Raw genomic sequence first — 26,317 nt, forward strand, 5'->3', positions numbered from 1 at the left:
CTGAATCCGGGAGCAAGCTCCCCTCATCCGCTCGACTTGCATGTGTTAGGCCTGCCGCCAGCGTTCAATCTGAGCCATGATCAAACTCTTCAGTTCAAACATCTTTGGGTTTTGAGAAAACCCTAAACTTGGCTCAGCAATCGTTGGTTACATCTTTGATTTCTCGCGGAGTAACTTGTGATGCTGATAATCTAGTGACTATTCAGTCTGACTCCACAAGCACCCACACGAATTGCTTGATTCAATTGTTAAAGAGCGGTGGGTTGAGCTGTTCGCTGAACCGAGGCGCGCATTCTACAGCAGCGCCAGTTACTGTCAAGTGATTATTTGAGAAGTTTTCAACGCTTTTCGTTCAAAAAACGCTTCAACTTCAATCACTTGCGCTGTCGACCTGTCGGCAGCTGGAGGCGAATTCTACAGCGTTACACGCTGCTGTCAACACCTCTTTTACAGCGCTTCCGGGCTTCGATGAACTGAAGACCGCACCGATCTAAATCTACTTAACTCACTGAATGAAAAGGAGTTTTTCGTTTCGACCGCGTCGGAAGTGGGGCGAATTATAGGCCCATGGAATTCGCCGTCAACCCTTATTTTCATCTTTCTGTCATAAGGACGGCAGCGCCTGCAAGCCGACGCCTACGAGGATCGCGTTGCCGCAACGGGAGGCCTCTTTGCCACAAGGCGCGGAATTCGCCGCGCCAACGCAGGGATGCGCAATGCCAATAGCAGCGCACCGATAACGGCATACACCGTCCATTCCTTCAAATCAGCCCGCACGATCCACAACATATGCAGCAAGCCCAATCCGAGAATCACATAGGCCAGACGATGCAATTTCTTCCAGCGCGCGCCCAGGCGACGCTGACTGTAGCGGTTCGACGTCACGGAAAGCGCCAGCAGGCCAAGAAAGCCCAAGGCCCCCACAATAATATAGGGCCGCTTGCGCAACTCGACACCCAACTGTGACCAATCCAACCCGAGGACAAACATCAGGTATGCCGACAGATGCAGCACCACGTAAGCGAAACACCACAACCCTATTTGGCGCCGTACCACAATCCAGCCCGGCCAGCCGCTCAACTTCTGCAACGGTGTCATCCCCAGGGTGATCATTAGCAGAATCAGCGTCCCCAAGCCCAATCGGTCAACCAGTACCTTCCCGGGATCTGGCCCCAGGGCAAGGGTCCACGCCTGATACAGCCAGAGCAACGGCCAGATCGCCGCCCCGATAAAGAAGCCAATACGCAAGAATGGATATCGCATTAGTAGTTCTTCCTCAGGTCCAGACCGGTATACAAAGAAGCGACCTCATCTGAGTAGCCGTTGAACATCTGCGTCTCGCGCACATTGGGACTGAACAGACCACTGGGCAGCCGGCGCTCCCGGGCCTGGGTCCAGCGTGGGTGATCGACCGTCGGGTTGACGTTGGCATAAAAGCCATACTCATCCGAAGCGATGCGCTGCCAGGTGGTTTTCGGCTGCTCCGCCACCAGGCTGATGCGCACGATGGACTTGACGCTCTTGAAGCCATACTTCCACGGCACAACAAGACGCAACGGCGCACCGTTCTGATTCGGTAGCTCCCGACCATACATACCCACCGCAAGGATCGCCAACGGGTTCATCGCTTCATCCAGGCGCAAGCCCTCAACATAGGGCCAGTCGATCAAGGCAAAACTGGAACGCTGCCCTGGCATGCTCTTGGGATCCTGCAGGGTTTCAAAGCGAATGTACTTGGCCTTGGAGGTGGGCTCGACCTGCTTGAGCAGCGCGGAGATTGGAAAACCGATCCACGGGATCACCATCGACCAGGCTTCGACGCAGCGTAAGCGATAGATCCGTTCTTCCAGTTGATAAGGTTTCATGAAGTCTTCGAGTGCATAACGCCCGGGCTTGCCGACCTCACCATCGATCACCACTGACCAGGGTTCGGTTTTCAGCGATCCGGCGTTCCGCGCCGGATCGCCCTTTTCGGTACCGAACTCATAGAAATTGTTGTAGTGCGTGGCATCCTTGTAGGGCGTGATTGCTTCATCCTTGACCGTCACGGCGCCCCAGCGGGTATCTGCCAGCTTACCGGCAAACCAGGACGGTGCATTGCCCACTTCCGCATCGGCGTAACGCGCTACCTCGGCCGCACTGGCCCAACGCGGTAGACTGCCAAGCGCCAGCCCGGCAAGCGAACTACCCAGCACGGCGCGACGAGAAAGATAGAGGGACTCGGGGGTAACTTCCGATTCCTTGGAGTCGGAAGTCCTGGAAAGCTTGATCAGCATGGCAACTCCGCAGTATTGGGCGAGTGATGCACCAATAGACTACGGAGTGTAGGGGAAATTACATCACTCGACGCTTTTATGACGACGCAGGCGCAGCAGGTACTGAACAGGACCGGAAGCCGCATAGGCGAGGAAAATCAGCAGCAAGATCCGCGGTGGATCGCTGAATACCACGGCGAACACCAGCACCACCGCCAGGATTGCGACAAACGGCACACGCCCCTTGAGATCCAGCTCCTTGAAGCTGTTGTACTTGATGTTGCTGACCATCAGCATCCCAGCCGCCGCCACCAGCAAGGCCACCAGGAACGACATCTTCGAACCCTGGATACCGTAGTCGCTGAAGGCCCAGACCGTACCCGCCACCACACCGGCCGCGGCCGGGCTGGCCAGACCAATGAAGTAACGCTTGTCCGCAGTACCGACCTGGGTATTGAAGCGCGCCAGGCGCAAGGCCGCACCGGCCACATAGATAAAGGCCACCATCCAACCGACCTTGCCCATATCGCCCAGCGCCCAACCGAAGGCCAGCAACGCCGGCGCCACACCGAACGCGACCATGTCGGACAGTGAGTCATACTCGGCACCGAAGGCGCTCTGGGTATTGGTCATCCTCGCCACGCGCCCATCCAGCCCATCGAGGACCATGGCGACGAAGATCGCGATTGCGGAAAACGCGAAATACTTGCTCGCGCCAACAGGATCACCCGCACTGGCGGCACTTTGCGCACTCATCGCACTGATGATCGCGTAGAAACCGGCGAACAGGTTCGCGGTAGTGAATAGATTCGGCAGCAGATAGATACCACGATGCCGGACTTTACGGCCTTCGGCGTCATGTCCTTCTTCGACATGCTCATCGATCGGCAATAGGCTTTCGGCGTCGGGAGCCTGGCTCGGCTCTTCGGGACGTTCGCTCATGGACAATACCTTGCAACGGTGAAAAAATTCGACAGAGGTTCGCGACCGAGATCGACCGCAAAACGATTCAACTTTATACCAGAAGCGGCCGCCTAAACGAAAAAACGCGGCCGAAGCCGCGTTTCTCCAGACAGGCCTTGAACTTAGTTCTTGGCTTTGTCGACGATCTTGTTCGCCCCAATCCACGGCATCATCGAGCGCAGTTGCTCACCGATGATCTCGATACCGTGAGCGGCGTTGTTACGACGCTTGGCAGTCATCGATGGGTAGCCGGTAGCACCTTCGCTGATGAACATCTTCGCGTATTCACCGTCCTGGATGCGCTTCAGAGCGTTGCGCATGGCCTGGCGGGATTCGGCGTTGATGACTTCAGGGCCGGTCACGTACTCGCCATATTCGGCATTGTTGGAGATCGAGTAGTTCATGTTGGCAATACCGCCTTCGTACATGAGGTCAACGATCAGCTTCAGTTCGTGCAGACACTCGAAATAGGCCATTTCTGGCGCATAGCCAGCTTCAACCAGAGTTTCGAAACCGGCCTTGACCAGTTCTACGGTACCGCCGCACAGAACGGCTTGCTCGCCGAACAGGTCGGTTTCGGTCTCGTCCTTGAAGGTGGTTTCGATGATGCCGGTACGGCCACCACCCACGCCAGCGGCATAGGACAGCGCAACGTTCTTGGCGTTGCCCGAAGCGTCTTGGTAGATCGCGATCAGGTCAGGGATACCGCCGCCCTTGACGAACTCGGAACGCACGGTGTGGCCCGGAGCCTTCGGCGCAATCATGATCACGTCGAGGTCGGCACGCGGCACCACTTGGTTGTAGTGGATCGCGAAACCATGGGAGAAAGCCAGGGTGGCGCCTTTCTTGATGTTCGGCTCGATTTCGTTCTTGTACAGCGCCGACTGGAACTCATCCGGGGTCAGGATCATCACCAGGTCGGCGGCGGCAACAGCGGAGGCAACGTCGGTCACTTTCAGACCGTGGGCTTCTGCTTTGGCAACCGTGGCCGAACCTTTACGCAGGCCGACGGTAACGTCGACGCCGGAATCCTTCAGATTGCAAGCTTGCGCGTGGCCCTGGGAGCCGTAACCGATGATGGCGACTTTCTTGCCCTGGATGATCGACAGATCACAGTCTTTATCGTAGAAAACCTTCATGAAATACCCCTTTATATCCAGGCCATACGGCCATTCGCTAAATTAAAATTAAGTTAGATGCTCAGTACTTTGTCGCCACGGGCAATCCCGGTGACGCCGCTGCGCACGGTTTCCAGAATCGACGCCGTGCCGATCGACTGGATGAAGCTGTCCAGCTTGTCGCTTGTACCGGTCAATTGCACGGTATAAACGCTGGCGCTGACATCAACGATCTGCCCGCGGTAAATATCGGTAGTGCGTTTTATCTCGGCGCGCTGGGCGCCAGTGGCCTTGATCTTGACCAGCATCAGCTCACGCTCGATATGAGCGCTTTCCGACAGGTCGACCAGCTTGACCACTTCGATCAGCTTGTTCAGGTTCTTGGTGATCTGCTCGATGACCTCATCATGCCCCACGGTGGTCAGCGTCAGACGCGACAGGGTCGGGTCCTCGGTCGGGGCCACGGTCAGGCTTTCGATGTTGTAGTTGCGTTGCGAAAACAGGCCAACCACACGAGACAGAGCGCCAGGTTCGTTTTCCAGAAGCAGGGAAATGATATGCCGCATGTTAGGTACGCTCCGTCTTGCTCAGCCACATATCGCGCATGGAGCCGTCTTTGATCTGCATCGGATAGACGTGCTCGCTGGTATCGACCTGGATATCGAGGAACACCAGGCGATCCTTCATGGCGAACGCTTCTTCCATCTTCGGCTTCAAGTCTTTCAACTGCGTAATACGGATACCGACGTGACCATAGGCTTCGACCAGCTTGACGAAGTCAGGCAGTGATTCCATGTACGAGTGCGAATGGCGACTGCCATAGCTCATGTCCTGCCATTGGCGAACCATGCCAAGAACGCCGTTGTTCAGGTTGACGATTTTCACCGGCAGGGCGTACTGCAAGCAGGTCGACAGTTCCTGGATGTTCATTTGGATACTGCCTTCGCCGGTAACGCAGGCGACATCCACATCCGGGAAGCTCAACTTCACTCCCATGGCCGCTGGGAAACCGAAACCCATGGTGCCCAGGCCACCGGAGTTGATCCAGCGATTGGGTTTGTTGAACTTGTAGTACTGGGCCGCGAACATCTGGTGCTGGCCCACGTCGGAGGTCACGAAGGCATCGCCTTGGGTCACTTCGCACAGGGTTTCGATCACCGTCTGCGGCTTGATGACGCTGCCATCGCCCTTGTCATAAGGGAACAGACCGCGATCACCGCGCCATTCGTCGATCTGCTTCCACCAGTTGGCCACCGACTCCTGGTTCGGCGTCTCGCCGATTTCCTTGAGGGCCGCGACCATGTCGGTCAGCACGCTCTCCACCGGTCCCACGATAGGCACGTCTGCCTTGATGGTCTTGGAGATCGATGCCGGGTCGATGTCGATATGAATAATCTTGGCGTTCGGACAGAACTTCGGAGCACCGTTGATGACACGGTCGTCGAAGCGCGCACCGACGGCCAGGATCACATCGGCATGGTGCATGGTCAGGTTGGCGGTGTAGCTGCCGTGCATGCCGAGCATGCCGACGAACTGACGGTCGGTGCCAGGGTACGCCCCGAGCCCCATCAGGGTATTGGTCACCGGCAGGTTGAGCAGTTTGGCCAGTTCGGTCAAGGGTGCCGAGGCGCCCCCCAGGACCACGCCACCGCCCGAGTAGAGGACAGGACGCTTGGCGGCCAGGAGCATCTCGGCTGCCTTGCGAATCTGACCGGAGTGACCACGTACTGCCGGGCTGTAGGAACGCAGCTTGGCTTTTTTCGGAAAGATATATTCGAACTTCTCGGCCGGGTTGGTCATGTCTTTCGGGATATCGACAACGACAGGACCAGGGCGGCCGGACTGCGCCAGGTAGAACGCTTTCTTCATGACTTCCGGGATTTCCGACGCGTGCTTGACCATGAAGCTGTGCTTCACGATCGGCCGGGAGATACCGATCATGTCGGTTTCCTGGAATGCATCGGTACCGACCAGGGTGCTCGGCACCTGACCGGAGATGATCACCATCGGAATGGAGTCCATGTAGGCCGTGGCGATACCAGTGATGGCGTTGGTTGCGCCAGGACCGGAAGTCACCAGTACCACACCGGCTTTACCGGTGGCACGAGCATAGCCATCAGCCATATGGGTCGCAGCCTGCTCGTGACGAACCAGGATATGGGTCACTTCCGGTTCTTTGAACAGGGCATCGTAGACATGAAGAAGAGCACCACCCGGGTACCCATAGATATATTTGACGCCCTCGTCACGCAAAAAGCGGACGAGCATCTCACCGCCAGATAAAAGCTCCACGTTGTTCACCTCTAAAACGCCAGAATACCGTCTACAAACGCTGGAGACGGGTCTTAATAGGTTTACTTCTCGACAGAGCATGAGCGACGGTGGTCGCCGACTACGTCAGCACTGACTGAGCAAGTATTGGGAGTACCCCAAGTGTTGCGGGGGTTCCCACCCAGCGCGAGGTAACGCGTTGCGGGTGTAACAGGTCGGCGCGGATGTGCGCCTCATGATCTGCCGAATGGGCCTGCTTCTGGCAGTCCCTCTACAGCGGACTTTGGATTGTTCTGATTCGCCTCGCCCAAGTCAAGTCATCTGTGCGCTTTCTTCGAACTAAGCGCATGAGAAAGTAGAAGAAAACCTTGCTCGAAGGAATATGCTAGGTTGCCGGTTAAATCGTCTGACAAGGAAACCTGATGCGTACAAGCATTCTCATAGGCAGCCTGCTGCTTGCCTTGAGTCCCCCGTGCCAGGCCGCCTCGATCTACAAATGGGTCGACGCCCAAGGGGTCACTCACTTCGACGCCCAGCCACCACCGGGACAACCGGCCAGCGTGGTCACCCCGACAATTGGCCCCCCAGCGCCACCCAGGTCGCAGCTTCCGGTCAGCACCCCAGTGGGCGATCAGCGAGCCGTGGATGCCAAGGTCAAGAAACGCCTGGCCGAGCGAGATACCATGCTCAAGGTGTTCTGCGACAAGGCGCGGACCAATCTGGCGCGATTGCAGAACGATCCGCGAGTACGAGAGGAAGTCAATGGAGAACCGCGGCGCCTGACCGAAGAAGAACGCCAGACCCGATTGATTGAAACGCGCAAGGCAATTGAAGAGAACTGTTCTTGAATCTTGTGACGAGGGCGCTTGTCGGAGCGCCGCTTCGCTCGGTCGACTGCAGAGCAGTGGCGCTAAAGCTGAGTGGGGGCCGTCACTCGATTAGATAGCGCAATAGGTACAGACGCACCACAAAAAACTACCCGGTTGGCGTCGTCGCGGCGCTGGTAGGTCAGCGCGCCTCAACCGGACGCTCAAGGCACGGCCGCGTTGCCACTCGAGCAATATCAGTGATGATGGAACTTTATTAAAATTTTCACCACTCACCATCTATTACTCACAAAAACCTTGTTGGCTTTTTATGAAAAAAACTCAACACCTGCAACTTACAATCCTAACCACCACGAACCATAAAACTTAAACAGGTAACTTATCCCATGATTTAAAACCATATATCGCCCACCAGAAACAGAAACACGTTACCAATCAACCATTTTTTATCATAGCATGATCCTAACCAGCCACGAAAAAGATTCAACAATTCAAGGAAACGCATATTTTGAGGAGGTATTTATGCGTACCTTATTATTTCAGAGGACAACATGAACATATTTAATGAAACGACAGATCTAGCCAAAACACCCATTACCGCAAGCATCATGACTTTGGCACTTGGACCTTATACAATTGAATGCCAATATTTGAAGTCAGCATACAAAATCACCTCCAGCAAAACATCCGACATTGTGCTCAGTGCGGAATTCTCCATCCCAAAGTCCTTCTATATTGATTCAACCGGTCACTTCAATGCTGTCGAAGCCAATATCTGCCTGAATCAGATGTCTTATCTTCTGTTTGCAGATTTTGTATCAAAACCCAATGCGCATCCCTTCTGGGCCACTCTTGGGAGCTTTGACCTAGCTACCTTTAAAGAAAAGCAACTGGCGAGAATTTTTATCGTTTCGCTTTCTTCACGCTTTCGCCAGGCTCTGGATGCCGGCGACTTTCGCGGAAGTTTGCGCTGGAAAAGCGTCTCAAAAAAAATGGGCCTGATTCTCTGCCAAGCGGAGTTCGGCTTTGGTGAGCATAACAATAGTGCTTATGGTGAAGTCATGTTTGCGATTCCCCTTCACTGATTCACCTCTTCTATCAAGGACGTTGCAATGACCCTCTCTACTCTCCGTTTTGGTAATTTGACTGCCGAGCGATTGTCTTATCAACACCCATTCCTCCTGGTCCATGCGCCCGCCAATGTACCGGCAGACGAATGGGCGCGCGAAAATCGTGCCGCCTTGCGCGAAGCCCTACTGAAGCACGGGGCTATCCAAATTCGCGGCCTGGAACTGAGCAGGCGGCAGTTTGGCGCCGTGGGCCGCGTGTTGGAACCGGATGCCATCGACTACACCGGCGGTATTGGCCCCAGACATCTGGTTGAGGAGGATGTGTTCACATCGACAGACTTGCCACCCGCGGCCAGTCTGGCTTCCCATAATGAAATGTCCTATTCATCCACATGGCCGATGCGGGTAATGTTTTTCTGCGAAAAAGCCCCTAGTGAGGGAGGAGCGACAACCGTTTGTGATGCCCGCCGAATACTTGAATGCTTGCCTGATGAAGTTCGTGATGAATTAAATACACGAGGCATTCGATACGTGAGAAACTATTCAGCACGCGTACCTTATAAATCCATTCAAGAAACATTTGGCACAACCGATCGTCAGGTTATCGACGCGTTTTGTGAGAAAAATAATATTCAAACTCAATGGGAAAACGACACCACTCTTCAGCTTAGGCAGTTGGGGCCTGCGGTACGTCAACATCCCGAGACCGGTGAGTCTGTCTTCTTCAACACTTTGGTACTGTGGCACCCGGCCTATTGGCTGGATATCATGCGCCGTGTTTACCCTAACGTACCGGAACCTCAATTGCCTGGAGACCTTTGGCAAGATGCACAGTTCGCCGATGGCGGCATTATTCCTGAGTCTACCATTAATCTTATTCGCCGTGTCTACGAAGAGCATGAACTGGATATCTCCTGGCAGACGGGTGATATGCTCTATATTGACAACATGTTAGCCTCTCATGGCAGAAAACCTTTTTCCGGTCAACGCTCGATACTTGCCTCGTTTCGCCAACCTGCCCATGCCGCCGATTTTAATATCGATTGATTTTCGGTCTCGAGAAATCGCTTAATCAAGAAGGATTCTTTTATGCATATTTCCAGGCTATCGAATAACACAATGGGGGTGTCGATCAAGCATGTTGATATATTGTCTCTGACGTCTCAAGACAGCGCCAAACTGCTGGATCTGGTTTATGAACACAAACTGGTTGTTGTCAAACAGCAGACACTCAGCAAACAAGACTACGTGAACTTTTCGCGCATGTTAGGCACGCCACAAATCTACCCACAGGCCAATTATCATCACCCGGACCACCCAGAGATCTTTGTCTCTTCAAACATACCCGAGAATGGCAGAAAGGTCGGAGTATCAGGAACCGGACGATACTGGCACACCGACTGCCAGTTTCTGAGGGCGCCCTTGCCCCTGACCACCCTGCTGCCGCAGATATCGGCAGGCGGTCGGGCAACGGAATATATAGACATGGTGGCAATCTATGAAACGCTACCCGATTCACTGCGCGAACTGATCACGGGACGTGATGCCATTCACGAAGGTAAATGGCGTTACAAGATTCAAGAAGAAGACATTGATCGCTCGATCAGCGAGCTGCTCGCAGAAAAAGAGCAAATGGCACCTGCCGTGAGACATCCAACAGTTATCACCCATCCTGTCACCGGTAAAAAGGCACTGTACATCAGCGGTGGCTTTACCGTGGGTCTCACTGATATGTCTGCCGAGGACAGCGCCGCAGCGCTCCAGGCGCTGATTAGCTTTATTGAAAAGCCTGAGCATGTTTACAAACACCTCTGGGAAGAGGGCGATTTGTTGATTTGGGACAACCGAACCACTTTGCATCGATCTTCGCCCTTGGCCAAGGGCGAGAAAAGTGTGAGCTATCGCATCGGTGTTTATGACAACAAAGACTTTTACGCTTAAAGGGGCTCTCCATGTATCTTCCACCGCTATTCGAGGAAAAAGATCTGGCCGTGTTACGAGCAGCCGTGAACCAAGTTGGGTTCGGTACGCTTGTAACGTTTAACGACTCAGATCTAGAAATCAGCCATATCCCGATGTTGCTCGACGAAAACGAAGAGGGGTCATTACGTCTGTTGGGGCACCTGTCGCGCAACAATCCCCAGTTCCAGCAATTGTCAGTCGACAACCGAGCGATCGTGATGTTTCTTGGGCCCGATGCGTACATTTCGCCTCAGTGGTATCCCAGCACGGCACAAACAGGTCGTTCAGTCCCGACCTGGAACTACACGGCCGTACACATTCGCGGCACGATTCGATTTTTCCAGGAGGAGGAGCAAATACTGGAACTCCTTACCCGCCAAACCGCACGGCACGAGTCAGGGCGAGCTTATCCTTGGAGCACCGCACAGGCACCGTCAGATCACATAGACGTTATGGCCCGTGGCGTTGTCGGTTTTGAAATTCCGGTGGAACACATTCAAGGAAAATGGAAGATGAGCCAATACGCATCCACAGAAGACCGCAAGGGCGCAATCGAGGGGCTCAGGCGTGAAAACCATGAGAAACCAGCGGCAGTGGCTGAAATAATGGAAGAGCATCTGCGATAAGCGGTTCTGTGCCACAAGGTAAGGGTGCCGTCTCGACGGCCCCTTACCCACCAGAATGGCCATGGCTTATTCACTAATAACCCCGAAGCACCGCGATCAGAGGTTTCGGAGCCGCCTCGCAGCCCAATAGGGGCAAGCCCCTCGCCACACTTATGTCATCCGGTTCAGGGCGATTCGCTGATCAACTGATCGAACCGTGCCAGCAACTCCTGCAACGTTCGGCCCTGGCCCGGACGCTGGGCATAGACCATCTCGGCCATGGCCAGGATGCCCGAGGCGTTGGGCAGCGGCAGATTCTGTTCGAGAATGATCTTCATCTTCGGCAGGAAAACCCATTGCAACCATTGCTCGAACTCCAGTGTGTCGACACTGAAAGGCTCGACACTGGCCAGAGCCTGCGCAGGGGGCGGTAGCTCATCCCACCAGCCCTGGATGCGCAGCTCACGTTCGATCAGCAGCAACTGGTCGGCAATCAACAGCAAACGCCCGTCCATCAGAGACTGACCTTGGCCTTCTGTCGCGCCAAGGCCGCGCCAGCCGCATCACCCTGCTTTTCCCGAGCCTGGGCGATCAGGCCCCAGAGGCTGGCCTGCAAATCCGGTCGACCATTGGCGAGGCTCAAGCCACGACGTGCCAGTTGCTCCGCTTGTTGGGCATCGCCCTGGGCCATCCGTACCTGCGCCAGGCGATAAAGCACTTGCGGCTCACGCGGGGCCACGCGCTGGGCCCGCTCCAGGCTTGACGAGGCACCGTTCAGGTCGCCGCTGGACTGCTGCTGCTGGGCCGTGGTCAGGAGCGCCAGGACCGGGCCATCCAACTGCTCATCGGCCGACAGGCCACCGACATTGCCCGAAGGCACGCCGCTGGGCGTCACCTGGCTGGGCATGTTGTAGCTGCCCTGATTGATCGGCGATGTCTGGATCGGCGCACTGTCCAGTGCTCCCGGAGTCATCGGCCCTGACGTGGCGGGGCCTGGTGTCCAGGGTTCGCTGCTGATCGGCGCGGACGTCGCCGCGCCTCCCCCCGGAATCATCACCACCACCCCGGAATCCTGCGCAACGGCCTGGGCTTGGTTCGGCGCGGTGCGCTTGACGGTGGTTTGGCGGAAACCGCCGTTGGCGGAAATCCGATCATTGTTGGAGACGGCAGTCCCGGAATCGACCACAGGGATCGAACCATGGGGCACGCTCGAGCAACCGCCGAGCAAAGCCAGAGCCGTAAAAGCTGGAAACCACCACTTGTTCACTGCAAACCCTCTTCGCTTAATTCAACCAGCCCTTGACCCAATCCATCACTTCGGTGGCCGGCGCAGGCACCGCACCACCACAAGCCGCACCTAGAGCGGGTTCACTACCGCGAATATACGGCATCTGCACCGCGCCCGGGCAATTGGCATCGGAGCCCTGCCCGGTGTGCTGATCGACCCAGGCCTGAACGATATTATCCGGTTGTGGCATGTCCAGCGGCAGCGGATCGGCTTTCTTCATGAAACTGGTCCAGACCTGCAAGGCACCGGTGGCGCCGGTAAACGGCGTCTTGCCGTTGTCGTCGCGCCCCAGCCAGACCACCGCCAGCAGGTCCTGGCTGAAACCGGAGAACCAACTGTCACGGGAGTCGTTACTGGTGCCGGACTTGCCCGCCAATGTCAGGGTTCTTGGCAGCACATTGTAGGCACTGGCCCCAGTACCCTCACGCATCACCCGCTGCATCGCCGCCTGAATCAGATAGATTGAGCCCGGATCGAAGCGTTGCTGGATCTGGAACGGGTAGCGCTTGAGCGGTTCGCCCTCGCCCGTCAAGACGCTGCGGATACCGCGCATCGGCGTATTGAAGCCGCCGTTGGCGATGGTCTGGTACATGGTTGCCACTTCCATTGGGGTCATGCCACCGGCCCCCAGCAATATCGATGGATAAGCGGGAAACTCACGGGTAATCCCTAATCGGGCGACCGTCTTGAGTACGCTCGGGACACCGACCTCCAGACCCAGGCGTGCCGTCGACAGATTGTAGGAGTGCGCCAGCCCTTGATACAGGAAAACCGTGCCGTGGGAACGGCGATCGAAGTTCTGCGGTTTCCAGACCTGGCCATCCGCGCCTTTCACCGAGAAACCTTCATCCGACAACCAACTGGTCAGCGTGTACTGGCTCGGTTTTTCCAGTGCGGTCAGATAAACCGCCGGCTTGATCAGCGAGCCGATATTGCGTACCGCATCCAGCGCCCGGTTGAAGCCGGCGAAACCGGGCTGACGACTGCCGATCATAGCCTGGACTTCACCGGTTTCCGGGTTGGTCACTACCATCGCCGCTTCGACATCCTCCGAACCCTTGCGACCGGCCAGACGCTTGAACGTTTCATTGACCGAGGCTTCGGCCTTCATCTGCAAGATCGGATCGAAGCTGGTGAAAATCCGCAGCCCCTCCTCGGTCAAATCTTCGTCGCGATAGTCTTCGCGCAACTGACGCTTGACCAGATCGAGAAAACCGGGGAACGAGCTGTCGGCCAGGCTGCCGCGCTGGGTGACGCCCAGCGGCATCTTCTTCGCTGCCTCGACCTGTTCGACAGGCACCACCCCCTGCTGCGCCAATAGATCGAGCACCAGGTTACGCCGTTCGAGGGCACGCTCGGGATAACGACGCGGATTGTAGTAGGACGGCCCCTTGACCATCCCCACCAGCAACGCAACCTGATGCAGCTTCAATTCGGCAAACGGCTGGCTGAAGAAGAACTGGCTCGCCAGGCCGAAACCGTGCACGGCGCGCTGGCCGTCCTGGCCGATAAAGACTTCGTTGAGATAGGCTTCGAGAATCTCTTTCTTGTCGTAGTGCAGTTCCAGCAGCAAGGCCATCATGGCCTCCGTGAGCTTGCGACTCAGGCTGCGTTCGTTGGTCAAGAAGAAGTTCTTCACCAATTGCTGGGTCAATGTACTACCGCCTTGGCGCATCTGGCCCGCCGAAGTATTGACCCAGATCGCCCGGGCAATCGACTTCGGCGAAACACCGAAATGATGATAGAAATCCCGATCCTCGACGGTCACCAGGGTATCGAGCAAATAGGGCGGCACCTGATCGATCTTGATCAGGATCCGATCCTCGAGATTTTTCGGGTACAGGCCACCGATTAGCAACGGCTCAAGCCGCACTACCGAGAGTTTCGAGCCATTGAGCGCCGACAGTTCGGCGACATAGTCGCCGGAGAAACGCACACGCACTGGCTGCGCCGCTTCCATGCCCTCGTAAAACTGGAAGCCACGGGTATTCAGGTCGACCGTGTTGCCATTGACCGCCGCCGCTCCCGGACCGTTGACCACCGCCTCGCGGCGATAGCCAAGGGCATCGAGTTCAGTCAAGAAATCCGCCTTGCTCAGTTTCTGGCCGACGAACAGCTCCAACGGCCGGGCATAGACCTTGGCCGGAATAGTCCAGCGCTTGCCGGAGAACTTCTCCTGCACCACGGCATCGAGGTAAATGGCGAAGCCGGCCAGCACCACAAGGCCGACCAGACTGAGCTTGAGCACCCAACCGAGCCAGGGACGAAGGCCGCGGGAGGCAGGTTTGAGTTTGGAACGCGGGGATCGAGTACGAGTCATGGGCGCGGATTATACGCACTTTATTCATGAGCAACATGCACGCTCCAACGGTTTGCAGCACCCGCCCGAGCAGCCATAATAGCGGCCTTGAATTTTCCGAACGTTGAAGGATCGCCCCGTGAGCCAGTCCCTGATCGCCGCCCTGCAAAACCCGGCCCTCTACCCCCATCCGGTAGAAGGATTCCAGCTCATCGAAACCCATATTTCCTGGGTCCTGCTCACCGGGCCCTATGCCTACAAGATCAAAAAGCCAGTCAATTTCGGCTTTCTCGACTTCACCGAGTTGTCCAGCCGCGAACACTTCTGCGCGGAAGAGCTACGCCTGAACCGACGCCTGACCGACGACCTGTACCTGGAAGTCCTGCCAGTCACCGGCACTGTCGAGTCCCCGCAATTGGGCGGCGATGGCCCGGCCTTCGAATACCTGTTGAAAATGCGCCAGTTCCCGCAAAGCCAGCTACTCAGCACCTTGCAGGCCAATGGTGAGTTGACCACCCGGCATATCGACGAGATGGCGCAACAAATCGCCCGCTTCCACCAGAACGCACCGAAAGTGCCGAACGATCACTACCAAGGTACTCCAGAAGCGGTCATGGACCCGGTGCGGCAGAATTTCGAGCAGATTCGTCCGTTCCTCCAGGACAAGCCCGACCTGTTGCAACTCGAGGCCCTGCAAACCTGGGCCGAGACCAGCTTCGAACGCCTCAAGCCGTTGTTCGCCCAACGTAAGGCCGAAGGCTTTATCCGCGAATGCCATGGCGATATCCACCTGGGCAACGCCACCGTCATCGACGACAACGTGGTGATCTTCGACTGCATCGAATTCAATGAACCGTTCCGTTTCACCGACGTCTATGCCGACATCGGTTTCCTGGCCATGGACTTGGAAGACCGCAGTCTCAAGTGCCTGGCCCGACGCTTCATCAGCCAGTACCTTGAGCTAACCGGTGATTATCAGGGCCTGGAGGTGTTGAACTTCTACAAAGCCTACCGTGCCCTGGTCCGCGCCAAGGTCGCGCTGTTCAGCATGCCGCCGGACGCCACCGCCGTACAACGGGCCATCGCCCTGCGCCAGTACCGCAACTACGCCAACCTGGCGGAAAGCTACAGCACCATCCCGTCGCGCTTCCTGGCCATTACTCATGGGGTGTCGGCGGTCGGCAAGAGCCATGTGGCCATGCACCTGGTCGAGGCTCTGGGCGCGCTGCGCCTGCGTTCCGATGTCGAGCGCAAGCGCCTGTTCGGTGAACAGCAGGGCACCAAGGCGCTGGGGAACGGCATTTACAGCCAGGATGCCAGCGCACAGACCTATCAGCGCCTGCATGAAATCGCCGACATCATCCTACGCGCCGGTTTCCCGGTGGTGATCGATGCCACCTACCTCAAGCGCGGCCAGCGCGACGCTGCCGCCAAGGTTGCCGAAGCCACTGGTGCGCCCTGCCTGATCCTCGATTGCGACGCTCCCCAGGCGGTCATCGAGAGCTGGCTGACCCAGCGCCAGGCAGACGCCATCGATCCTTCCGATGCGACCCTGGAAGTCATCGCCGCCCAACAGGCCACTCGCGAAGCCCTGGATGCCGATGAAACTTCGCGGAGCAAACGCGTGCAAACCAACGAGAGCAGCAGCCTCGACACCCTGATTGCGCAAATTCGCCTGCGCCTGCCAGGTCTGTAAAAAACTATTTCAGCCGCGAAGCCGCAATGGCTTCACGGCTGAAGCATAGTGGCATTATAATGGCGTCATAAATCCTACAGGAGACGCCTCATGAGCCATCCCAAGCTTCTCGACTCCGCTTTGTTTGCCTTGCTGCACAAAGATGACATTGCCGGTTTCAATAAAGCCCGCCCCAAGGATGGCCAGATCGACATGCGTGGCGGCGACTTCCGCGGTCTCGACCTGCGCGAACTGAACGCTAACGGCATCGATTTCACCGACGCCTACTTCCGCTCCGCCGATCTGCGCGGCGTGAACTTCCAAAACGCCATACTGGAAGGTGCCAGCGTGGCACACGCGCAGATCTCCGGGGCCTACTTTCCGACACAACTGAAGGCTGCCGAGATCCTGATGTCCGTGCAATTCGGCACACGTCTGCGCTACGATCCGAAGTAACTGCTCCGGCCTGCATAAGGTCGCCGCTGCAAACGCTGAAGTCCGGTGCCGGTTGCTGCCCTGGACAACGGCAGGCAGTGTTTTCCCCCTTCTGCGACCGACTCAAAAACGCCGAGCCTGTGTAGTCCATAGCGTGGGCTTAGAAGCTTTTGCGCACAAGCCGACCAAAGAACCACGCTTTTCCTACTGACCGCTACACTCTTTTTAGGCTTGCCTACTCTCGTTAACGCAGCGTTCGGCCATCGCAAGGAGGCTTGATGAACGATGAACTGCAACACCTGAAGAATCTTGGCAAGACGTCGGCGCAATGGCTGCACGCTGTGGGTATCCACAGCGCATCGGATCTACGTCGATTAGGGGCAGTGGATGCCTATCGAGCAGTAAAAACCCGCGGATTCAGGGCCTCGAAAGTGCTGCTGTACGCCATCGAGGGCGCGCTGATGGACATTCACTGGAATGACATCCCGCTAGAGCGCAAAGAAGCCTTGAATAGACAACTGGAAGCAATATCGTCACGGCATAGGAATTGATTGTGCAGCTTTGTCATGTATCTATCGGGCGTCACCGATGCACGCCGATGAATTGATCAATCGCCCGCAGAGCATGCCCATTCGATGACTGGAAGGTCTGCCGCCCTGTGGCGGAGCGCTTGAGGTCGCACAGACCCAGGACCTCTGCGACATGGCCCAATGGCCTGATAAGCGTCGGCGACGGACGGTCGAGAAAAACCTATTGACTTACAAATGATAATCGTTATGATTATCACAACTGATCGCAAGATCGGTTGGATTTTCTGGAAGGTCCTTGGTTCGGACGCTCAGATTATCTCCTCATCAGGCTAATCACGGTTATTGACCCGGCTTTTTGCCGGGTCTTTTTTTGCCTGCCCGGCAATGAGCGTTCGCCTGGATACGGCTGATCCGGGTGAATCCTGAGATGAGCACGCTGATCAATGGCGCGGTCGAGAAAAACCGCTGCGGGCACGGCCTCGCAAGCCAGGGGATGGTCTACCAAAGGCGCTCCCAGGTCCGATCCCGGAGAAAACTCAGTGCCGGCCACGGCGTTTTGTCGGAGGCATCGCCGACCACTCCAGTTGTGCCAGCAATTCGTCCAGTAGCCCCGAGGCGCCCAGGCGCAGGTGATCGGCGTTGACCCAATTCTCGCCGAAACGGGCGTTCGTCAACTCGATGTAGGTTCGTGCGTCATCGAAGGTACGAATCCCGCCCGCCACCTTCAAGCCCACCTGCCCACCCCGCTCCGCTATGGCTTCAAGCATGATCCGCGCAGCCTGCTCCGTGGCGTTGACCAGGACCTTGCCGGTGCTGGTCTTGAGAAAATCGGCGCCAGCGGCAATCGCGTCCTGGCTGGCCAGGCGAATCATTTGCGGATCGCGCAGCTCGCCGGTTTCCAAAATCGCCTTGAGCCTGGCCCGGCCCGCGCACAATTCGCGGCAGGCCGAAACCATGGTCCTGCCTGTCTGTGTATCGCCCATCAATAGCGAACGATAGGGATAGACCAGGTCCACCTCGTCCGCGCCGGCCTTGAGTACCGCCTCCACTTCCGAGACAGCCGCCGCCACATTCGGCCCACCATAGGGAAAATTGGCCACCGTGGCCACCCGTATCCCTGGCGCATTGAGCTTGTCCAGCGTCTTGCGGGCCAGGGTCACGAAGCGTGGAAAGACACAGACCGCCGCTACAGGCCCGAAGGGCGTCACGGCCCGCCGGCAGAGCGAGATGATTCGCTCGGCATCGTCATCATTGTTCAAAGAGGTCAGGTCGAGCAGGCCGATAGCCTGACGCGCCAGTTGCTGATCCGCTCGATTAATCTGCTTCATGTTTGCTCCCACATCCGATCATTGCATCAACGTGACAAATCATCTGAAGTTCAAACCCTCAGACGACGCGAAACACGCGCAGCCGATACAATAAAGGACTGATCCGAACGAAATCACAGCGAGCCAAAGACAAGGACCTGGACTACATCAAAATAGGAAGATTCTCTATATGAGCGGTGTCAGCGCGCGATGATCAGCGGATGACCACGCTCCGGATGAGGCAGCACGGTGCTTCCAGACCGCACACCGCGTTGAGCATGTCGGGCCGCAGGACCTGCTCAGGGAAGTCAAGGGCATGTGGGCGTCCCATTTCCAAGAGTCACAAGCGGTCAGTAACGCCGCTCAGGGGCTTGTGGCGCCGAAATTGCCTCACAGAACTAACCACTCAGGCCCTTTTAAAGGCAAGACAGGCTGCCAAAGGATCAACATGAAGTTTCTCTGTACGTCACATACCCTCGCCGACAACAGCAGCCGTGGTTTCGAAGTGGATGGCAGGCCGGTGCTCGCGGTACGCCGCGAAGGTCGAGTGTATCTCTATCAGAATCGCTGCCCGCATCGGGGCATTGCGCTGGAATGGCGACCCGACCAGTTTCTCGACGCCAGTGCCAGCCTGATCCAGTGCGCCACCCATGGGGCACTGTTCCTGATCGAAAGCGGCGAATGTGTGGCAGGGCCTTGTGTCGGACAGTCGCTGCTGGCGCTGCCCTGCCGGGAAGATGCCGAGGGCATCTGGGTCCAGGCCTGAGCCGTCAGAGCAGCACCGGCAAACGCCGATCAACCCGCACTTGCTCCACGCTGAGGCTGACCCCATAGGCAAGCACCTCGACGCCAGCGGCCACCGCCTCGCCTAGCGCATCGGCATAGGCCGGATCGATCTCCCGGGCCGGCCGCACCGCCTCGATCCCCGTCAAGTTGACGCAATACAGTTGCACTGCCCGCACGCCTTCCCGGGCCAAGCTGGCCAACTCGCGCAGATGCTTGGCGCCACGCTGGGTGACCGCATCTGGAAAGGCGGCCACAGCTGTTCCGTTATAGCCGAGGGTGACGCTTTTTACCTCGACAAACGCCGACTCCGCTAGGTAGTCCAGGCGAAAGTCGATCCGGCTGTTTTCCTGGCCATAAGCGACCTCGCGCTTGAGCCCGGTAAAGCCGTTGAGTTCGACGATCAGTCCGGCGTGCAAGGCTTCTTCAACCAGCGGATTGGCCCGCGCCGTGTTGACACACGCCAGCCGCCCTTGAGGGGTCTGGCTTATTTCCCAGGTGCCGGGCAATTTGCGCTTGGGGTCGTTGGAGCGACTGAACCAGACCTGCCCACCGTCAACCATACAGTTGAGCATCGAGCCAGTATTGGGGCAGTGGATCGTCAGCAATTCGCCAGAGGCGGTTTCGATATCTGCCAGGAATCGCTTGTAGCGCCTGATCAGCCGTCCTTCTTCGAGCGCGGGGGAAAAATGCATCAGCCTTGCCAACTCCGCAGGCCACGGGCAATCCGCTCCACCGCTTCCTGCAATCGCGGCAGGCTTTGGGTGTAGGCGAAACGCACATGCTGGCCGGACAGGTGACGACCAAAATCCAGTCCCGGAGTGAACGCCACATACTCGGTTTCGAGGAAATACTCGCAGAACGCGAAGGCATCGCCGCCAAAGGCGCTGACATCCGCATACAGATAGAAGGCCCCTTCAGGCTCCACCGCGATCCCGAACCCGAGTTCGCGCAACGCAGGCAGAAGGAAATCCCGACGACGGCGGAACTCGGCGCGACGCTCTTCGAGGATGCTCAGAGTCTGCGGCTCGAAGCATGCCAGAGCAGCATGCTGAGCCATGCTCGGCGCGCTGATGTAGAGGTTCTGCGCCAGTTTCTCCAGATCGGCCACGGCTTCGGGTGGCGCCACCAGCCAACCCAGGCGCCAACCGGTCATGCCGAAATATTTGGAAAAGCTATTAAGGACAAAGGCGCTATCGTCGACTTCCAGCACACTGGCGGCGTCGCAGCCATACGTCAGACCGTGATAGATCTCATCGACCACCAGATGGCCATTATGCGCTTTGATCGCCCTCGACAACCCCGCCAGTTCGTCACGGTTCAGCAACGTGCCGGTTGGATTGGCCGGTGACGCGACCAGGGCACCGACGCTGTCTTCGTTCCAATGCCGATCCAGCAGTTCGCCAGTCAGTTGATAACGCACCTCCGGTCCGACCGGTACTAGCTGCGCCGCCCCCTCCACCAAGCGTAAGAAGTGGCGATTGCATGGGTAGCCGGGGTCGGCCAGGAGCCAGTGTTTCCCCGGGTCCACCAGTAGGCTGCTAGCCAGCAACAATGCCCCGGAGCCGCCGGGGGTGACCAGGATGCGCTGCGGGTCGACGCTCACACCATACCGGTGCTGATAGAAGCCGGCGATCGCCTCACGCAGCTCCGGCAGGCCGCGAGCCGCGAGGTAGCGGGTCTTGCCTGCGGCCAGGGCGGCCTGGCCGGCCTGGATGATCGGCTCCGCCGTGGTGAAGTCCGGCTCGCCGATCTCAAGGTGAATCACATCGTGCCCGACCGCCTGCAGCTCATTGGCGCGTGCCAGCAGGGCCATCACGTGGAACGGTTCGATCGCGCGGCTACGCGCACTGTAGGGCTGAGCCATTAGCCTTCCTTGATGGTTCCTTGATCGGGGGGGGCAACATTCGATTCTACCCAACCTTGGCCCCGCGAGCCTGTAAAACAACCTTGATGCCACGGTTGTCCCGGGTTAAAGCAATGCGACGATACGCCCAGGATTGACTAAAATGAAGATTCAACCACCTCATCGATCAACCCCTCACGGCGCCGAAACAACCGTGAAACCTATTGATACGATACTAGCCGATGAAGATGCCGTCGAGGATCGCCAGAAACTAAAGAGCCCGGCCCGCATCACAAGGCTCGACAACCGGGAGTGGCGCACCCTGATTCGATCTGGTAAGTTCGCCCGCTTGCAGCCGCAGGGCCGGCAGGTGTCGGTGATGTTGAAATTCTGCGCAATGGATTAGAAGAGTAGAGGCGGTCCATTCATGCCCACCCAAGCAAAGCAGCAAAGCACTGAGCAAAAGATCAGCGGCTTCGAACCCTATGTCGAAGGCAAGGACGAGGAGTACATGGGCGAGCCCATGCGCAAGCACTTCACCAAGATCCTGCAGAAGTGGAAGCAGGACTTGATGCAGGAAGTCGACCGCACCGTTGACCACATGAAAGATGAAGCGGCCAACTTTCCCGATCCCGCCGACCGCGCCAGCCAGGAAGAGGAATTCAGCCTCGAACTGCGCGCACGCGACCGCGAGCGCAAGCTGATCAAGAAGATCGACAAGACCCTGCAGCTCATCGAGGACGAAGAGTATGGCTGGTGCGAGTCTTGTGGCGTCGAGATCGGTATTCGTCGACTGGAAGCCCGACCGACCGCCGACATGTGCGTCGACTGCAAGACCCTTGCAGAAATCAAGGAAAAACAGGTCGGTAAGTAGTCCCTGCCGGACTGAACGAACGGAGCGTTGGAACGCTCCGTTTTCGTTTCTGCATTTTCTGGCACTGCCCTCTACGGATTCAGTATCCTGCGACTTATGACTGCCATCACCACCTCAGCCGCTTATATCGGACGCTTCGCCCCCACTCCCAGCGGACACATGCACTTCGGTTCGCTGGTCGCGGCACTGGCCTCCTACCTGGATGCTCGCTCGGTCGGCGGCCGCTGGCTGCTGCGCATGGAAGACCTCGACCCGCCGCGGGAGGTCCTCGGCGCCCAGGCCTCGATCCTCAATACGCTGGAACGTTATGGCATGGAGTGGGACGGCGAAATGATCCGCCAGAGCGATCGTCATGAAGTCTACGCCCACGTACTCAATCGCCTGTTCAGCCAGGGTCTGGCCTACGCCTGTACCTGCTCGCGCAAAGCACTGGAAGCCTATGACGGCATCTATCCCGGTCTGTGTCGCAACCTCGGGCACGATATCGACAATGCGGCCATCCGCCTGCGTGTCCCGGAGTTGAGCTACAGCTTCCGGGACCGGGTACAGGGCCAATTCCGCCAGCACCTGGGTCGTGACGTCGGCGACTTTGTGATCCGCCGTCGCGATGGGCTCTACGCCTACCAACTGGCGGTGGTGCTCGACGATGCCTGGCAAGGCGTGACCGATATCGTGCGCGGTGCCGACCTGCTGGACTCGACACCGCGCCAGCTCTACTTGCAGGAGTTGCTAGGGCTACCACAGCCGCGTTACCTGCATGTCCCGCTGATTATCCAGCCGGATGGCAACAAGCTAGGCAAGTCCTATCGCTCTCCGCCACTGACCGGCGATCAGGCCACTCCGTTGCTGATGAGGGCCCTGCGGACACTAGGACAAACACCGCCCGCTACACTCGAACAGGCCACACCCAGGGAAGTCCTCGATTGGGGAATCCGCCATTGGGAGGCCACACTGATTCCGAGGGTCGCGACCCTGGCCGAAACGCAATTGCACTGACGGCGCTTGCAGGTTGGCACCCATCCGTTACCATCGCCGCACGTTTTCGAGCACACCACTAGAAAAAGAGAGGCCAGGATGTACATCTATCGATTGGTCCTGCTCCTGGTAGTCGGGATCTACCTGTTCTCGCCAGCGATCATGGATTGGTGGATCGACGCGACTGGCGCCTGGTATCGGCCCTATCTGCTCTGGTTGATTCTGATCGTCGTGACCTTCATCCTGCAGAGCCAAAAAGATGCCGATGAGCTTTAGCCTGAGCCAAATGCTGCTGATCAGCGCCGCGTATCTGCTGGCCCTGTTCAGCGTGGCCTGGATCAGCGAACGAGGCCTGATTCCACGCTCGATCATTCGTCACCCACTGACCTACACCTTGTCGCTGGGCGTCTATGCCAGCGCTGGGGCATTCTACGGCACCGTGGGCCTGGCTTATCAGTATGGCTATGGTTTCCTGTCCAGCTACCTCGGCGTGTCCGGGGCCTTCCTGCTGGCGCCGGTGCTGCTGTACCCGATCCTGAAGATCACCCGTACCTACCAGTTGTCGTCCCTGGCCGACTTGTTCGCCTTCCGCTTTCGCAGCACCTGGACCGGCGCGCTGACCACGGTGTTCATGTTGATCGGCGTGCTGCCGCTGCTGGCCTTGCAGATCCAAGCCGTGGCCGACTCCATCGGCATCCTCACCCGCGAACCGGTGCAGCACCGCGTGGCCCTGAGTTTTTGTGCACTGATTACCCTGTTCACTATCTTCTTCGGCTCCCGCCATATCGCCACCCGGGAGAAGCACGAAGGCCTGGTCTTCGCAATTGCCTTCGAATCGGTGATCAAGCTAATCGCCATCGGCGGTGTCGGCCTATATGCCCTCTACGGGGTATTCGACGGCCCACAACAGCTTGAACTGTGGCTGTTGCAGAACCAGACTGCCCTCGCCGCCCTGCACACGCCCTTGCAGGAAGGCCCGTGGCGCACCCTGCTGTTGGTGTTCTTTGCCTCGGCCATCGTGATGCCGCATATGTATCACATGACCTTTACCGAGAATCTCAATCCGCGCTCACTGGTCAGCGCCAGCTGGGGCCTGCCGCTGTTCCTGCTGCTGATGAGTCTGGCGGTACCGCTGATTCTCTGGGCTGGGCTGAAACTGGGCGCCACCACCAACCCGGAATACTTCACCCTGGGTATCGGCATCGCCGCCCACAACGAAGCCCTGGCGTTGCTGGCCTATATCGGCGGGCTCTCTGCCGCCAGCGGGCTGATCATTGTCACCACCCTGGCCCTGTCCGGCATGGCCCTGAACCACCTGGTACTGCCGCTCTACCAGCCACCGGCCGAAGGCAATATCTACCGCTGGCTGAAATGGACCCGCCGCGCCCTGATCGTCGCGATCATCATGGCCGGCTATGGCTTCTACCTACTGCTCGGAGCCGAACAAGATCTGGCTAACCTCGGCATCGTCGCCTTTGTCGCCACCCTGCAATTCCTTCCGGGCGTGCTCTCGGTGCTATACTGGCCAACGGCCAATCGACGCGGTTTCATCGCCGGCCTGCTGGCCGGGATTATCGTCTGGATGGTCACCATGCTGTTGCCGCTGATCGGCGACCTGCAAGATTTCTATATTCCACTGCTGAACATGATCTACGTGCTGGACGATACCAGTTGGCATATGGCAGCCATCGCGTCGCTGGCAGCCAATGTGCTGATGTTCACACTGATTTCATTGTTCAGTAATGCCAGCCCGGAAGAAGTCAGTGCCGCCGAAGCCTGTACGGTAGACAACGTCCGCCGTCCGCAGCGGCGCGAACTGCACGCCGCCTCACCCCAGGAGTTCGCTACGCAACTGGCCAAGCCGCTGGGGGCCAAGGCCGCGCAGAAGGAGGTCGAGCAAGCCTTGCGTGACCTCTACCTGCCGTTCGACGAACGACGCCCCTATGCCCTGCGTCGCCTGCGCGACCGGATCGAGGCCAACTTGTCGGGCCTGATGGGGCCGAGCGTGGCACAGGACATGGTCGAGACCTTCTTGCCGTACAAGTCCGGCGGGGAAAGCTATGTCACTGAAGACATTCACTTTATCGAAAGCCGCCTTGAGGACTATCACTCGCGCCTGACCGGGTTGGCCGCCGAACTCGATGCCCTGCGCCGCTATCACCGCCAGACATTGCAGGAGCTGCCCATGGGCGTCTGCTCGCTGGCCAAGGACCAGGAGATCCTGATGTGGAACAAAGCCATGGAAGAACTTACCGGTGTTGCCGCGCAACGGGTGGTTGGCTCGCGACTGGGGACTCTGGGCGAACCGTGGAAAGAATTGTTACAAGGTTTTATCAACCTTCCAGACGAACACCTGCACAAACAACACCTGGCCCTCGACGGCCAGACCCGCTGGCTGAATCTGCACAAGGCCGCCATCGACGAGCCGTTGGCTCCGGGCAACAGCGGGTTGGTGCTGTTGGTCGAGGACCTGACCGAAACCCAGATGCTCGAAGACAAGCTGGTGCACTCCGAACGCCTGGCGAGTATCGGTCGCCTGGCCGCTGGGGTCGCCCACGAGATCGGCAACCCAATCACCGGTATCGCCTGCCTGGCGCAGAATCTGCGCGAAGAGCGTGAGGAAGACGGCGAGATCACCGAAATCAGCGGGCAGATCATCGAGCAGACCAAACGCGTCTCACGTATCGTCCAGTCGCTGATGAGCTTCGCCCACGCCGGTGGCCACCAGCACAACGACGAACCGGTGTGCCTGGCCGAGGTCGCCCAGGATGCCATTGGTCTGCTAGCACTGAATCGGCGCAATTTTGAAGTACAGTTCTTCAATCTGTGCGATCCCAAACATTGGGTCGACGGCGATCCGCAGCGCCTGGCGCAAGTGCTGATCAACCTGTTGTCCAACGCCCGTGACGCGTCGCCCTCCGGCAGCGCGGTACGGGTCAAGAGCGAAGCCTTCGAACACACCGTCGATCTGATCGTCGAAGACGAAGGCAGTGGCATCCCGAAGAACATCATGGCCCGATTGTTCGAACCCTTTTTCACTACCAAGGATCCTGGAGAAGGGACCGGACTGGGCCTTGCACTAGTCTATTCCATCGTTGAAGAGCATTATGGACAAATCACCATCGACAGCCCGGCTGACACTGAAAGCCAACGCGGCACCCGTATTCGGGTGACCTTACCGCGTCACGTCGAAGCGACGTCCGCTGTGAACTGAGACCGTCGAGAGAACCGAAT

General features: G+C 57.8%; 26 protein-coding genes and 1 pseudogene. 14 read left to right on the forward strand and 13 right to left on the reverse strand.

What is annotated here, in order from left to right; genetic code table 11:
* Nucleotides 1-636 precede the first annotated feature (636 nt).
* The 6 genes from msrQ to AWM79_RS18195 all read right to left on the reverse strand — a co-directional run bounded on the left by msrQ (nt 637) and on the right by AWM79_RS18195 (nt 6,628).
* Nucleotides 637-1,263 (reverse strand): protein-methionine-sulfoxide reductase heme-binding subunit MsrQ, encoded by a 627-nt coding sequence (gene msrQ, locus AWM79_RS18170; protein ID WP_060783451.1) that lies wholly within the window; start codon nt 1,261-1,263, stop codon nt 637-639.
* Entirely contained in the window at nt 1,263-2,276 is a 1,014-nt protein-coding gene (gene msrP, locus AWM79_RS18175; protein WP_060783452.1) for a protein-methionine-sulfoxide reductase catalytic subunit MsrP, read from the reverse strand. Before msrP ends, msrQ begins: the two co-directional genes overlap by 1 nt.
* Before the next feature lie 63 nt (nt 2,277-2,339).
* Nucleotides 2,340-3,197: a CDP-diacylglycerol--serine O-phosphatidyltransferase gene (gene pssA / locus AWM79_RS18180; protein WP_017133044.1), complete on the reverse strand. Its 858-nt coding sequence runs from the start codon at nt 3,195-3,197 to the stop codon at nt 2,340-2,342.
* Nucleotides 3,198-3,340: 143 nt separating this feature from the next.
* Nucleotides 3,341-4,357: a ketol-acid reductoisomerase gene (gene ilvC, locus AWM79_RS18185; RefSeq protein ID WP_003185459.1), complete on the reverse strand. Its 1,017-nt coding sequence runs from the start codon at nt 4,355-4,357 to the stop codon at nt 3,341-3,343.
* A gap of 53 nt (nt 4,358-4,410) precedes the next feature.
* Complete coding sequence (gene ilvN, locus AWM79_RS18190; RefSeq protein WP_060783453.1) at nt 4,411-4,902, reverse strand: acetolactate synthase small subunit; 492 nt, start codon at nt 4,900-4,902, stop codon at nt 4,411-4,413.
* A 1-nt stretch (nt 4,903) separates the two neighbouring features.
* Nucleotides 4,904-6,628 (reverse strand): acetolactate synthase 3 large subunit, encoded by a 1,725-nt coding sequence (locus tag AWM79_RS18195; RefSeq protein WP_060784014.1) that lies wholly within the window; start codon nt 6,626-6,628, stop codon nt 4,904-4,906.
* Nucleotides 6,629-7,029: 401 nt separating this feature from the next.
* On the opposite strand from AWM79_RS18195, the gene AWM79_RS18200 reads away from it, so the two are divergent.
* The 5 genes from AWM79_RS18200 to AWM79_RS18220 all read left to right on the forward strand — a co-directional run bounded on the left by AWM79_RS18200 (nt 7,030) and on the right by AWM79_RS18220 (nt 11,092).
* On the forward strand, nt 7,030-7,455 hold the full coding sequence (locus tag AWM79_RS18200; protein ID WP_060783454.1) for a DUF4124 domain-containing protein: 426 nt from the start codon (nt 7,030-7,032) through the stop codon (nt 7,453-7,455).
* A gap of 530 nt (nt 7,456-7,985) precedes the next feature.
* Entirely contained in the window at nt 7,986-8,519 is a 534-nt protein-coding gene (locus AWM79_RS18205; RefSeq protein ID WP_060783455.1) for an FcoT family thioesterase, read from the forward strand.
* 27 nt (nt 8,520-8,546) lie between these two features.
* Nucleotides 8,547-9,551 carry a TauD/TfdA family dioxygenase gene (locus AWM79_RS18210; RefSeq protein WP_060783456.1) on the forward strand — a complete coding sequence of 335 codons (1,005 nt, stop codon included), beginning with the start codon at nt 8,547-8,549 and terminating at the stop codon, nt 9,549-9,551.
* Nucleotides 9,552-9,593: 42 nt separating this feature from the next.
* On the forward strand, nt 9,594-10,445 hold the full coding sequence (locus tag AWM79_RS18215) for a TauD/TfdA dioxygenase family protein (protein ID WP_060783457.1): 852 nt from the start codon (nt 9,594-9,596) through the stop codon (nt 10,443-10,445).
* Between the two features lie 11 nt (nt 10,446-10,456).
* A complete protein-coding gene (locus AWM79_RS18220) occupies nt 10,457-11,092 on the forward strand; it encodes an FMN-binding negative transcriptional regulator (RefSeq protein WP_060783458.1) in 636 nt (211 codons plus the stop codon).
* 164 nt (nt 11,093-11,256) lie between these two features.
* Here the strand turns inward: AWM79_RS18220 and AWM79_RS18225 are convergent, their stop codons facing one another.
* From AWM79_RS18225 to mrcB, 3 genes are read right to left on the reverse strand one after another with little or no spacing between them, the layout of a single operon-like run.
* On the reverse strand, nt 11,257-11,586 hold the full coding sequence (locus AWM79_RS18225; protein WP_060783459.1) for a YqcC family protein: 330 nt from the start codon (nt 11,584-11,586) through the stop codon (nt 11,257-11,259).
* Nucleotides 11,586-12,338 (reverse strand): tetratricopeptide repeat protein, encoded by a 753-nt coding sequence (locus AWM79_RS18230; RefSeq protein ID WP_060783460.1) that lies wholly within the window; start codon nt 12,336-12,338, stop codon nt 11,586-11,588. Before AWM79_RS18230 ends, AWM79_RS18225 begins: the two co-directional genes overlap by 1 nt.
* Before the next feature lie 16 nt (nt 12,339-12,354).
* Nucleotides 12,355-14,679, reverse strand: coding sequence for a penicillin-binding protein 1B (gene mrcB / locus AWM79_RS18235; protein ID WP_060783461.1), 2,325 nt, complete (start codon nt 14,677-14,679; stop codon nt 12,355-12,357).
* 118 nt (nt 14,680-14,797) lie between these two features.
* Between mrcB and AWM79_RS18240 the strand changes: the two genes are divergently transcribed.
* The 3 genes from AWM79_RS18240 to AWM79_RS18250 all read left to right on the forward strand — a co-directional run bounded on the left by AWM79_RS18240 (nt 14,798) and on the right by AWM79_RS18250 (nt 17,319).
* Nucleotides 14,798-16,354 carry a bifunctional aminoglycoside phosphotransferase/ATP-binding protein gene (locus AWM79_RS18240; RefSeq protein ID WP_060783462.1) on the forward strand — a complete coding sequence of 519 codons (1,557 nt, stop codon included), beginning with the start codon at nt 14,798-14,800 and terminating at the stop codon, nt 16,352-16,354.
* A gap of 90 nt (nt 16,355-16,444) precedes the next feature.
* Nucleotides 16,445-16,789, forward strand: a complete 345-nt coding sequence (locus AWM79_RS18245; protein WP_060783463.1) for a pentapeptide repeat-containing protein — start codon at nt 16,445-16,447, stop codon at nt 16,787-16,789.
* A gap of 257 nt (nt 16,790-17,046) precedes the next feature.
* Nucleotides 17,047-17,319: a TfoX/Sxy family protein gene (locus tag AWM79_RS18250; protein WP_017133059.1), complete on the forward strand. Its 273-nt coding sequence runs from the start codon at nt 17,047-17,049 to the stop codon at nt 17,317-17,319.
* Nucleotides 17,320-17,834: 515 nt separating this feature from the next.
* On the opposite strand, the gene deoC is transcribed toward AWM79_RS18250, so the two are convergent.
* Both deoC and AWM79_RS25685 read right to left on the reverse strand, forming a co-directional pair.
* Nucleotides 17,835-18,626, reverse strand: coding sequence for a deoxyribose-phosphate aldolase (gene deoC / locus AWM79_RS18255; protein ID WP_017133060.1), 792 nt, complete (start codon nt 18,624-18,626; stop codon nt 17,835-17,837).
* 179 nt (nt 18,627-18,805) lie between these two features.
* Nucleotides 18,806-18,945, reverse strand: a pseudogene (locus AWM79_RS25685) (heme ABC transporter ATP-binding protein); the annotation flags it as partial.
* Nucleotides 18,946-19,053: 108 nt separating this feature from the next.
* Here AWM79_RS25685 and AWM79_RS18260 point away from each other — a divergent pair.
* Nucleotides 19,054-19,371 (forward strand): Rieske (2Fe-2S) protein, encoded by a 318-nt coding sequence (locus AWM79_RS18260; protein WP_017133061.1) that lies wholly within the window; start codon nt 19,054-19,056, stop codon nt 19,369-19,371.
* 4 nt (nt 19,372-19,375) lie between these two features.
* On the opposite strand, the gene sfsA is transcribed toward AWM79_RS18260, so the two are convergent.
* Nucleotides 19,376-20,083, reverse strand: coding sequence for a DNA/RNA nuclease SfsA (gene sfsA / locus AWM79_RS18265; RefSeq protein WP_060783464.1), 708 nt, complete (start codon nt 20,081-20,083; stop codon nt 19,376-19,378).
* Nucleotides 20,083-21,255 carry a pyridoxal phosphate-dependent aminotransferase gene (locus tag AWM79_RS18270; RefSeq protein ID WP_060783465.1) on the reverse strand — a complete coding sequence of 391 codons (1,173 nt, stop codon included), beginning with the start codon at nt 21,253-21,255 and terminating at the stop codon, nt 20,083-20,085. The genes sfsA and AWM79_RS18270 overlap by 1 nt, the downstream gene beginning before the upstream one ends.
* A gap of 142 nt (nt 21,256-21,397) precedes the next feature.
* On the opposite strand from AWM79_RS18270, the gene AWM79_RS18275 reads away from it, so the two are divergent.
* The 5 genes from AWM79_RS18275 (at nt 21,398) to AWM79_RS18290 (ending at nt 26,297) form a co-directional block, all read left to right on the forward strand.
* Nucleotides 21,398-21,640 carry a hypothetical protein gene (locus AWM79_RS18275; protein ID WP_060783466.1) on the forward strand — a complete coding sequence of 81 codons (243 nt, stop codon included), beginning with the start codon at nt 21,398-21,400 and terminating at the stop codon, nt 21,638-21,640.
* 21 nt (nt 21,641-21,661) lie between these two features.
* The gene (gene dksA, locus AWM79_RS18280) at nt 21,662-22,108 is read left to right on the forward strand and encodes an RNA polymerase-binding protein DksA (RefSeq protein WP_017133065.1); all 447 of its coding nucleotides are present in this window, start codon (nt 21,662-21,664) and stop codon (nt 22,106-22,108) included.
* A 96-nt stretch (nt 22,109-22,204) separates the two neighbouring features.
* Nucleotides 22,205-23,104 carry a tRNA glutamyl-Q(34) synthetase GluQRS gene (gluQRS, locus tag AWM79_RS18285; protein ID WP_060783467.1) on the forward strand — a complete coding sequence of 300 codons (900 nt, stop codon included), beginning with the start codon at nt 22,205-22,207 and terminating at the stop codon, nt 23,102-23,104.
* 78 nt (nt 23,105-23,182) lie between these two features.
* On the forward strand, nt 23,183-23,359 hold the full coding sequence (locus AWM79_RS25070) for a hypothetical protein (protein ID WP_003176118.1): 177 nt from the start codon (nt 23,183-23,185) through the stop codon (nt 23,357-23,359).
* The gene (locus AWM79_RS18290) at nt 23,343-26,297 is read left to right on the forward strand and encodes a sensor histidine kinase (RefSeq protein ID WP_167375435.1); all 2,955 of its coding nucleotides are present in this window, start codon (nt 23,343-23,345) and stop codon (nt 26,295-26,297) included. Before AWM79_RS25070 ends, AWM79_RS18290 begins: the two co-directional genes overlap by 17 nt.
* The last annotated feature ends 20 nt before the right edge of the window (nt 26,298-26,317 follow it).

It is taken from the genome of Pseudomonas agarici (assembly GCF_001543125.1).
GTDB classification, from domain to species: Bacteria; Pseudomonadota; Gammaproteobacteria; order Pseudomonadales; family Pseudomonadaceae; genus Aquipseudomonas; species Aquipseudomonas agarici.

Bases quoted from the DNA above. Each gene is read 5' to 3' on its own strand.
- msrQ (WP_060783451.1), bottom strand. From the start codon at position 1,263: ATGCGATATCCATTCTTGCGTATTGGCTTCTTTATCGGGGCGGCGATC.
- msrP (WP_060783452.1), bottom strand. From the start codon at position 2,276: ATGCTGATCAAGCTTTCCAGGACTTCCGACTCCAAGGAATCGGAAGTT.
- pssA (WP_017133044.1), bottom strand. From the start codon at position 3,197: ATGAGCGAACGTCCCGAAGAGCCGAGCCAGGCTCCCGACGCCGAAAGC.
- ilvC (WP_003185459.1), bottom strand. From the start codon at position 4,357: ATGAAGGTTTTCTACGATAAAGACTGTGATCTGTCGATCATCCAGGGC.
- ilvN (WP_060783453.1), bottom strand. From the start codon at position 4,902: ATGCGGCATATCATTTCCCTGCTTCTGGAAAACGAACCTGGCGCTCTG.
- AWM79_RS18200 (WP_060783454.1), top strand. From the start codon at position 7,030: ATGCGTACAAGCATTCTCATAGGCAGCCTGCTGCTTGCCTTGAGTCCC.
- AWM79_RS18205 (WP_060783455.1), top strand. From the start codon at position 7,986: ATGAACATATTTAATGAAACGACAGATCTAGCCAAAACACCCATTACC.
- AWM79_RS18210 (WP_060783456.1), top strand. From the start codon at position 8,547: ATGACCCTCTCTACTCTCCGTTTTGGTAATTTGACTGCCGAGCGATTG.
- AWM79_RS18215 (WP_060783457.1), top strand. From the start codon at position 9,594: ATGCATATTTCCAGGCTATCGAATAACACAATGGGGGTGTCGATCAAG.
- AWM79_RS18220 (WP_060783458.1), top strand. From the start codon at position 10,457: ATGTATCTTCCACCGCTATTCGAGGAAAAAGATCTGGCCGTGTTACGA.
- AWM79_RS18225 (WP_060783459.1), bottom strand. From the start codon at position 11,586: ATGGACGGGCGTTTGCTGTTGATTGCCGACCAGTTGCTGCTGATCGAA.
- mrcB (WP_060783461.1), bottom strand. From the start codon at position 14,679: ATGACTCGTACTCGATCCCCGCGTTCCAAACTCAAACCTGCCTCCCGC.
- AWM79_RS18245 (WP_060783463.1), top strand. From the start codon at position 16,445: ATGAGCCATCCCAAGCTTCTCGACTCCGCTTTGTTTGCCTTGCTGCAC.
- AWM79_RS18250 (WP_017133059.1), top strand. From the start codon at position 17,047: ATGAACGATGAACTGCAACACCTGAAGAATCTTGGCAAGACGTCGGCG.
- deoC (WP_017133060.1), bottom strand. From the start codon at position 18,626: ATGAAGCAGATTAATCGAGCGGATCAGCAACTGGCGCGTCAGGCTATC.
- AWM79_RS18260 (WP_017133061.1), top strand. From the start codon at position 19,054: ATGAAGTTTCTCTGTACGTCACATACCCTCGCCGACAACAGCAGCCGT.
- sfsA (WP_060783464.1), bottom strand. From the start codon at position 20,083: ATGCATTTTTCCCCCGCGCTCGAAGAAGGACGGCTGATCAGGCGCTAC.
- AWM79_RS18270 (WP_060783465.1), bottom strand. From the start codon at position 21,255: ATGGCTCAGCCCTACAGTGCGCGTAGCCGCGCGATCGAACCGTTCCAC.
- AWM79_RS18275 (WP_060783466.1), top strand. From the start codon at position 21,398: ATGAAGATTCAACCACCTCATCGATCAACCCCTCACGGCGCCGAAACA.
- dksA (WP_017133065.1), top strand. From the start codon at position 21,662: ATGCCCACCCAAGCAAAGCAGCAAAGCACTGAGCAAAAGATCAGCGGC.
- gluQRS (WP_060783467.1), top strand. From the start codon at position 22,205: ATGACTGCCATCACCACCTCAGCCGCTTATATCGGACGCTTCGCCCCC.
- AWM79_RS25070 (WP_003176118.1), top strand. From the start codon at position 23,183: ATGTACATCTATCGATTGGTCCTGCTCCTGGTAGTCGGGATCTACCTG.
- AWM79_RS18290 (WP_167375435.1), top strand. From the start codon at position 23,343: ATGCCGATGAGCTTTAGCCTGAGCCAAATGCTGCTGATCAGCGCCGCG.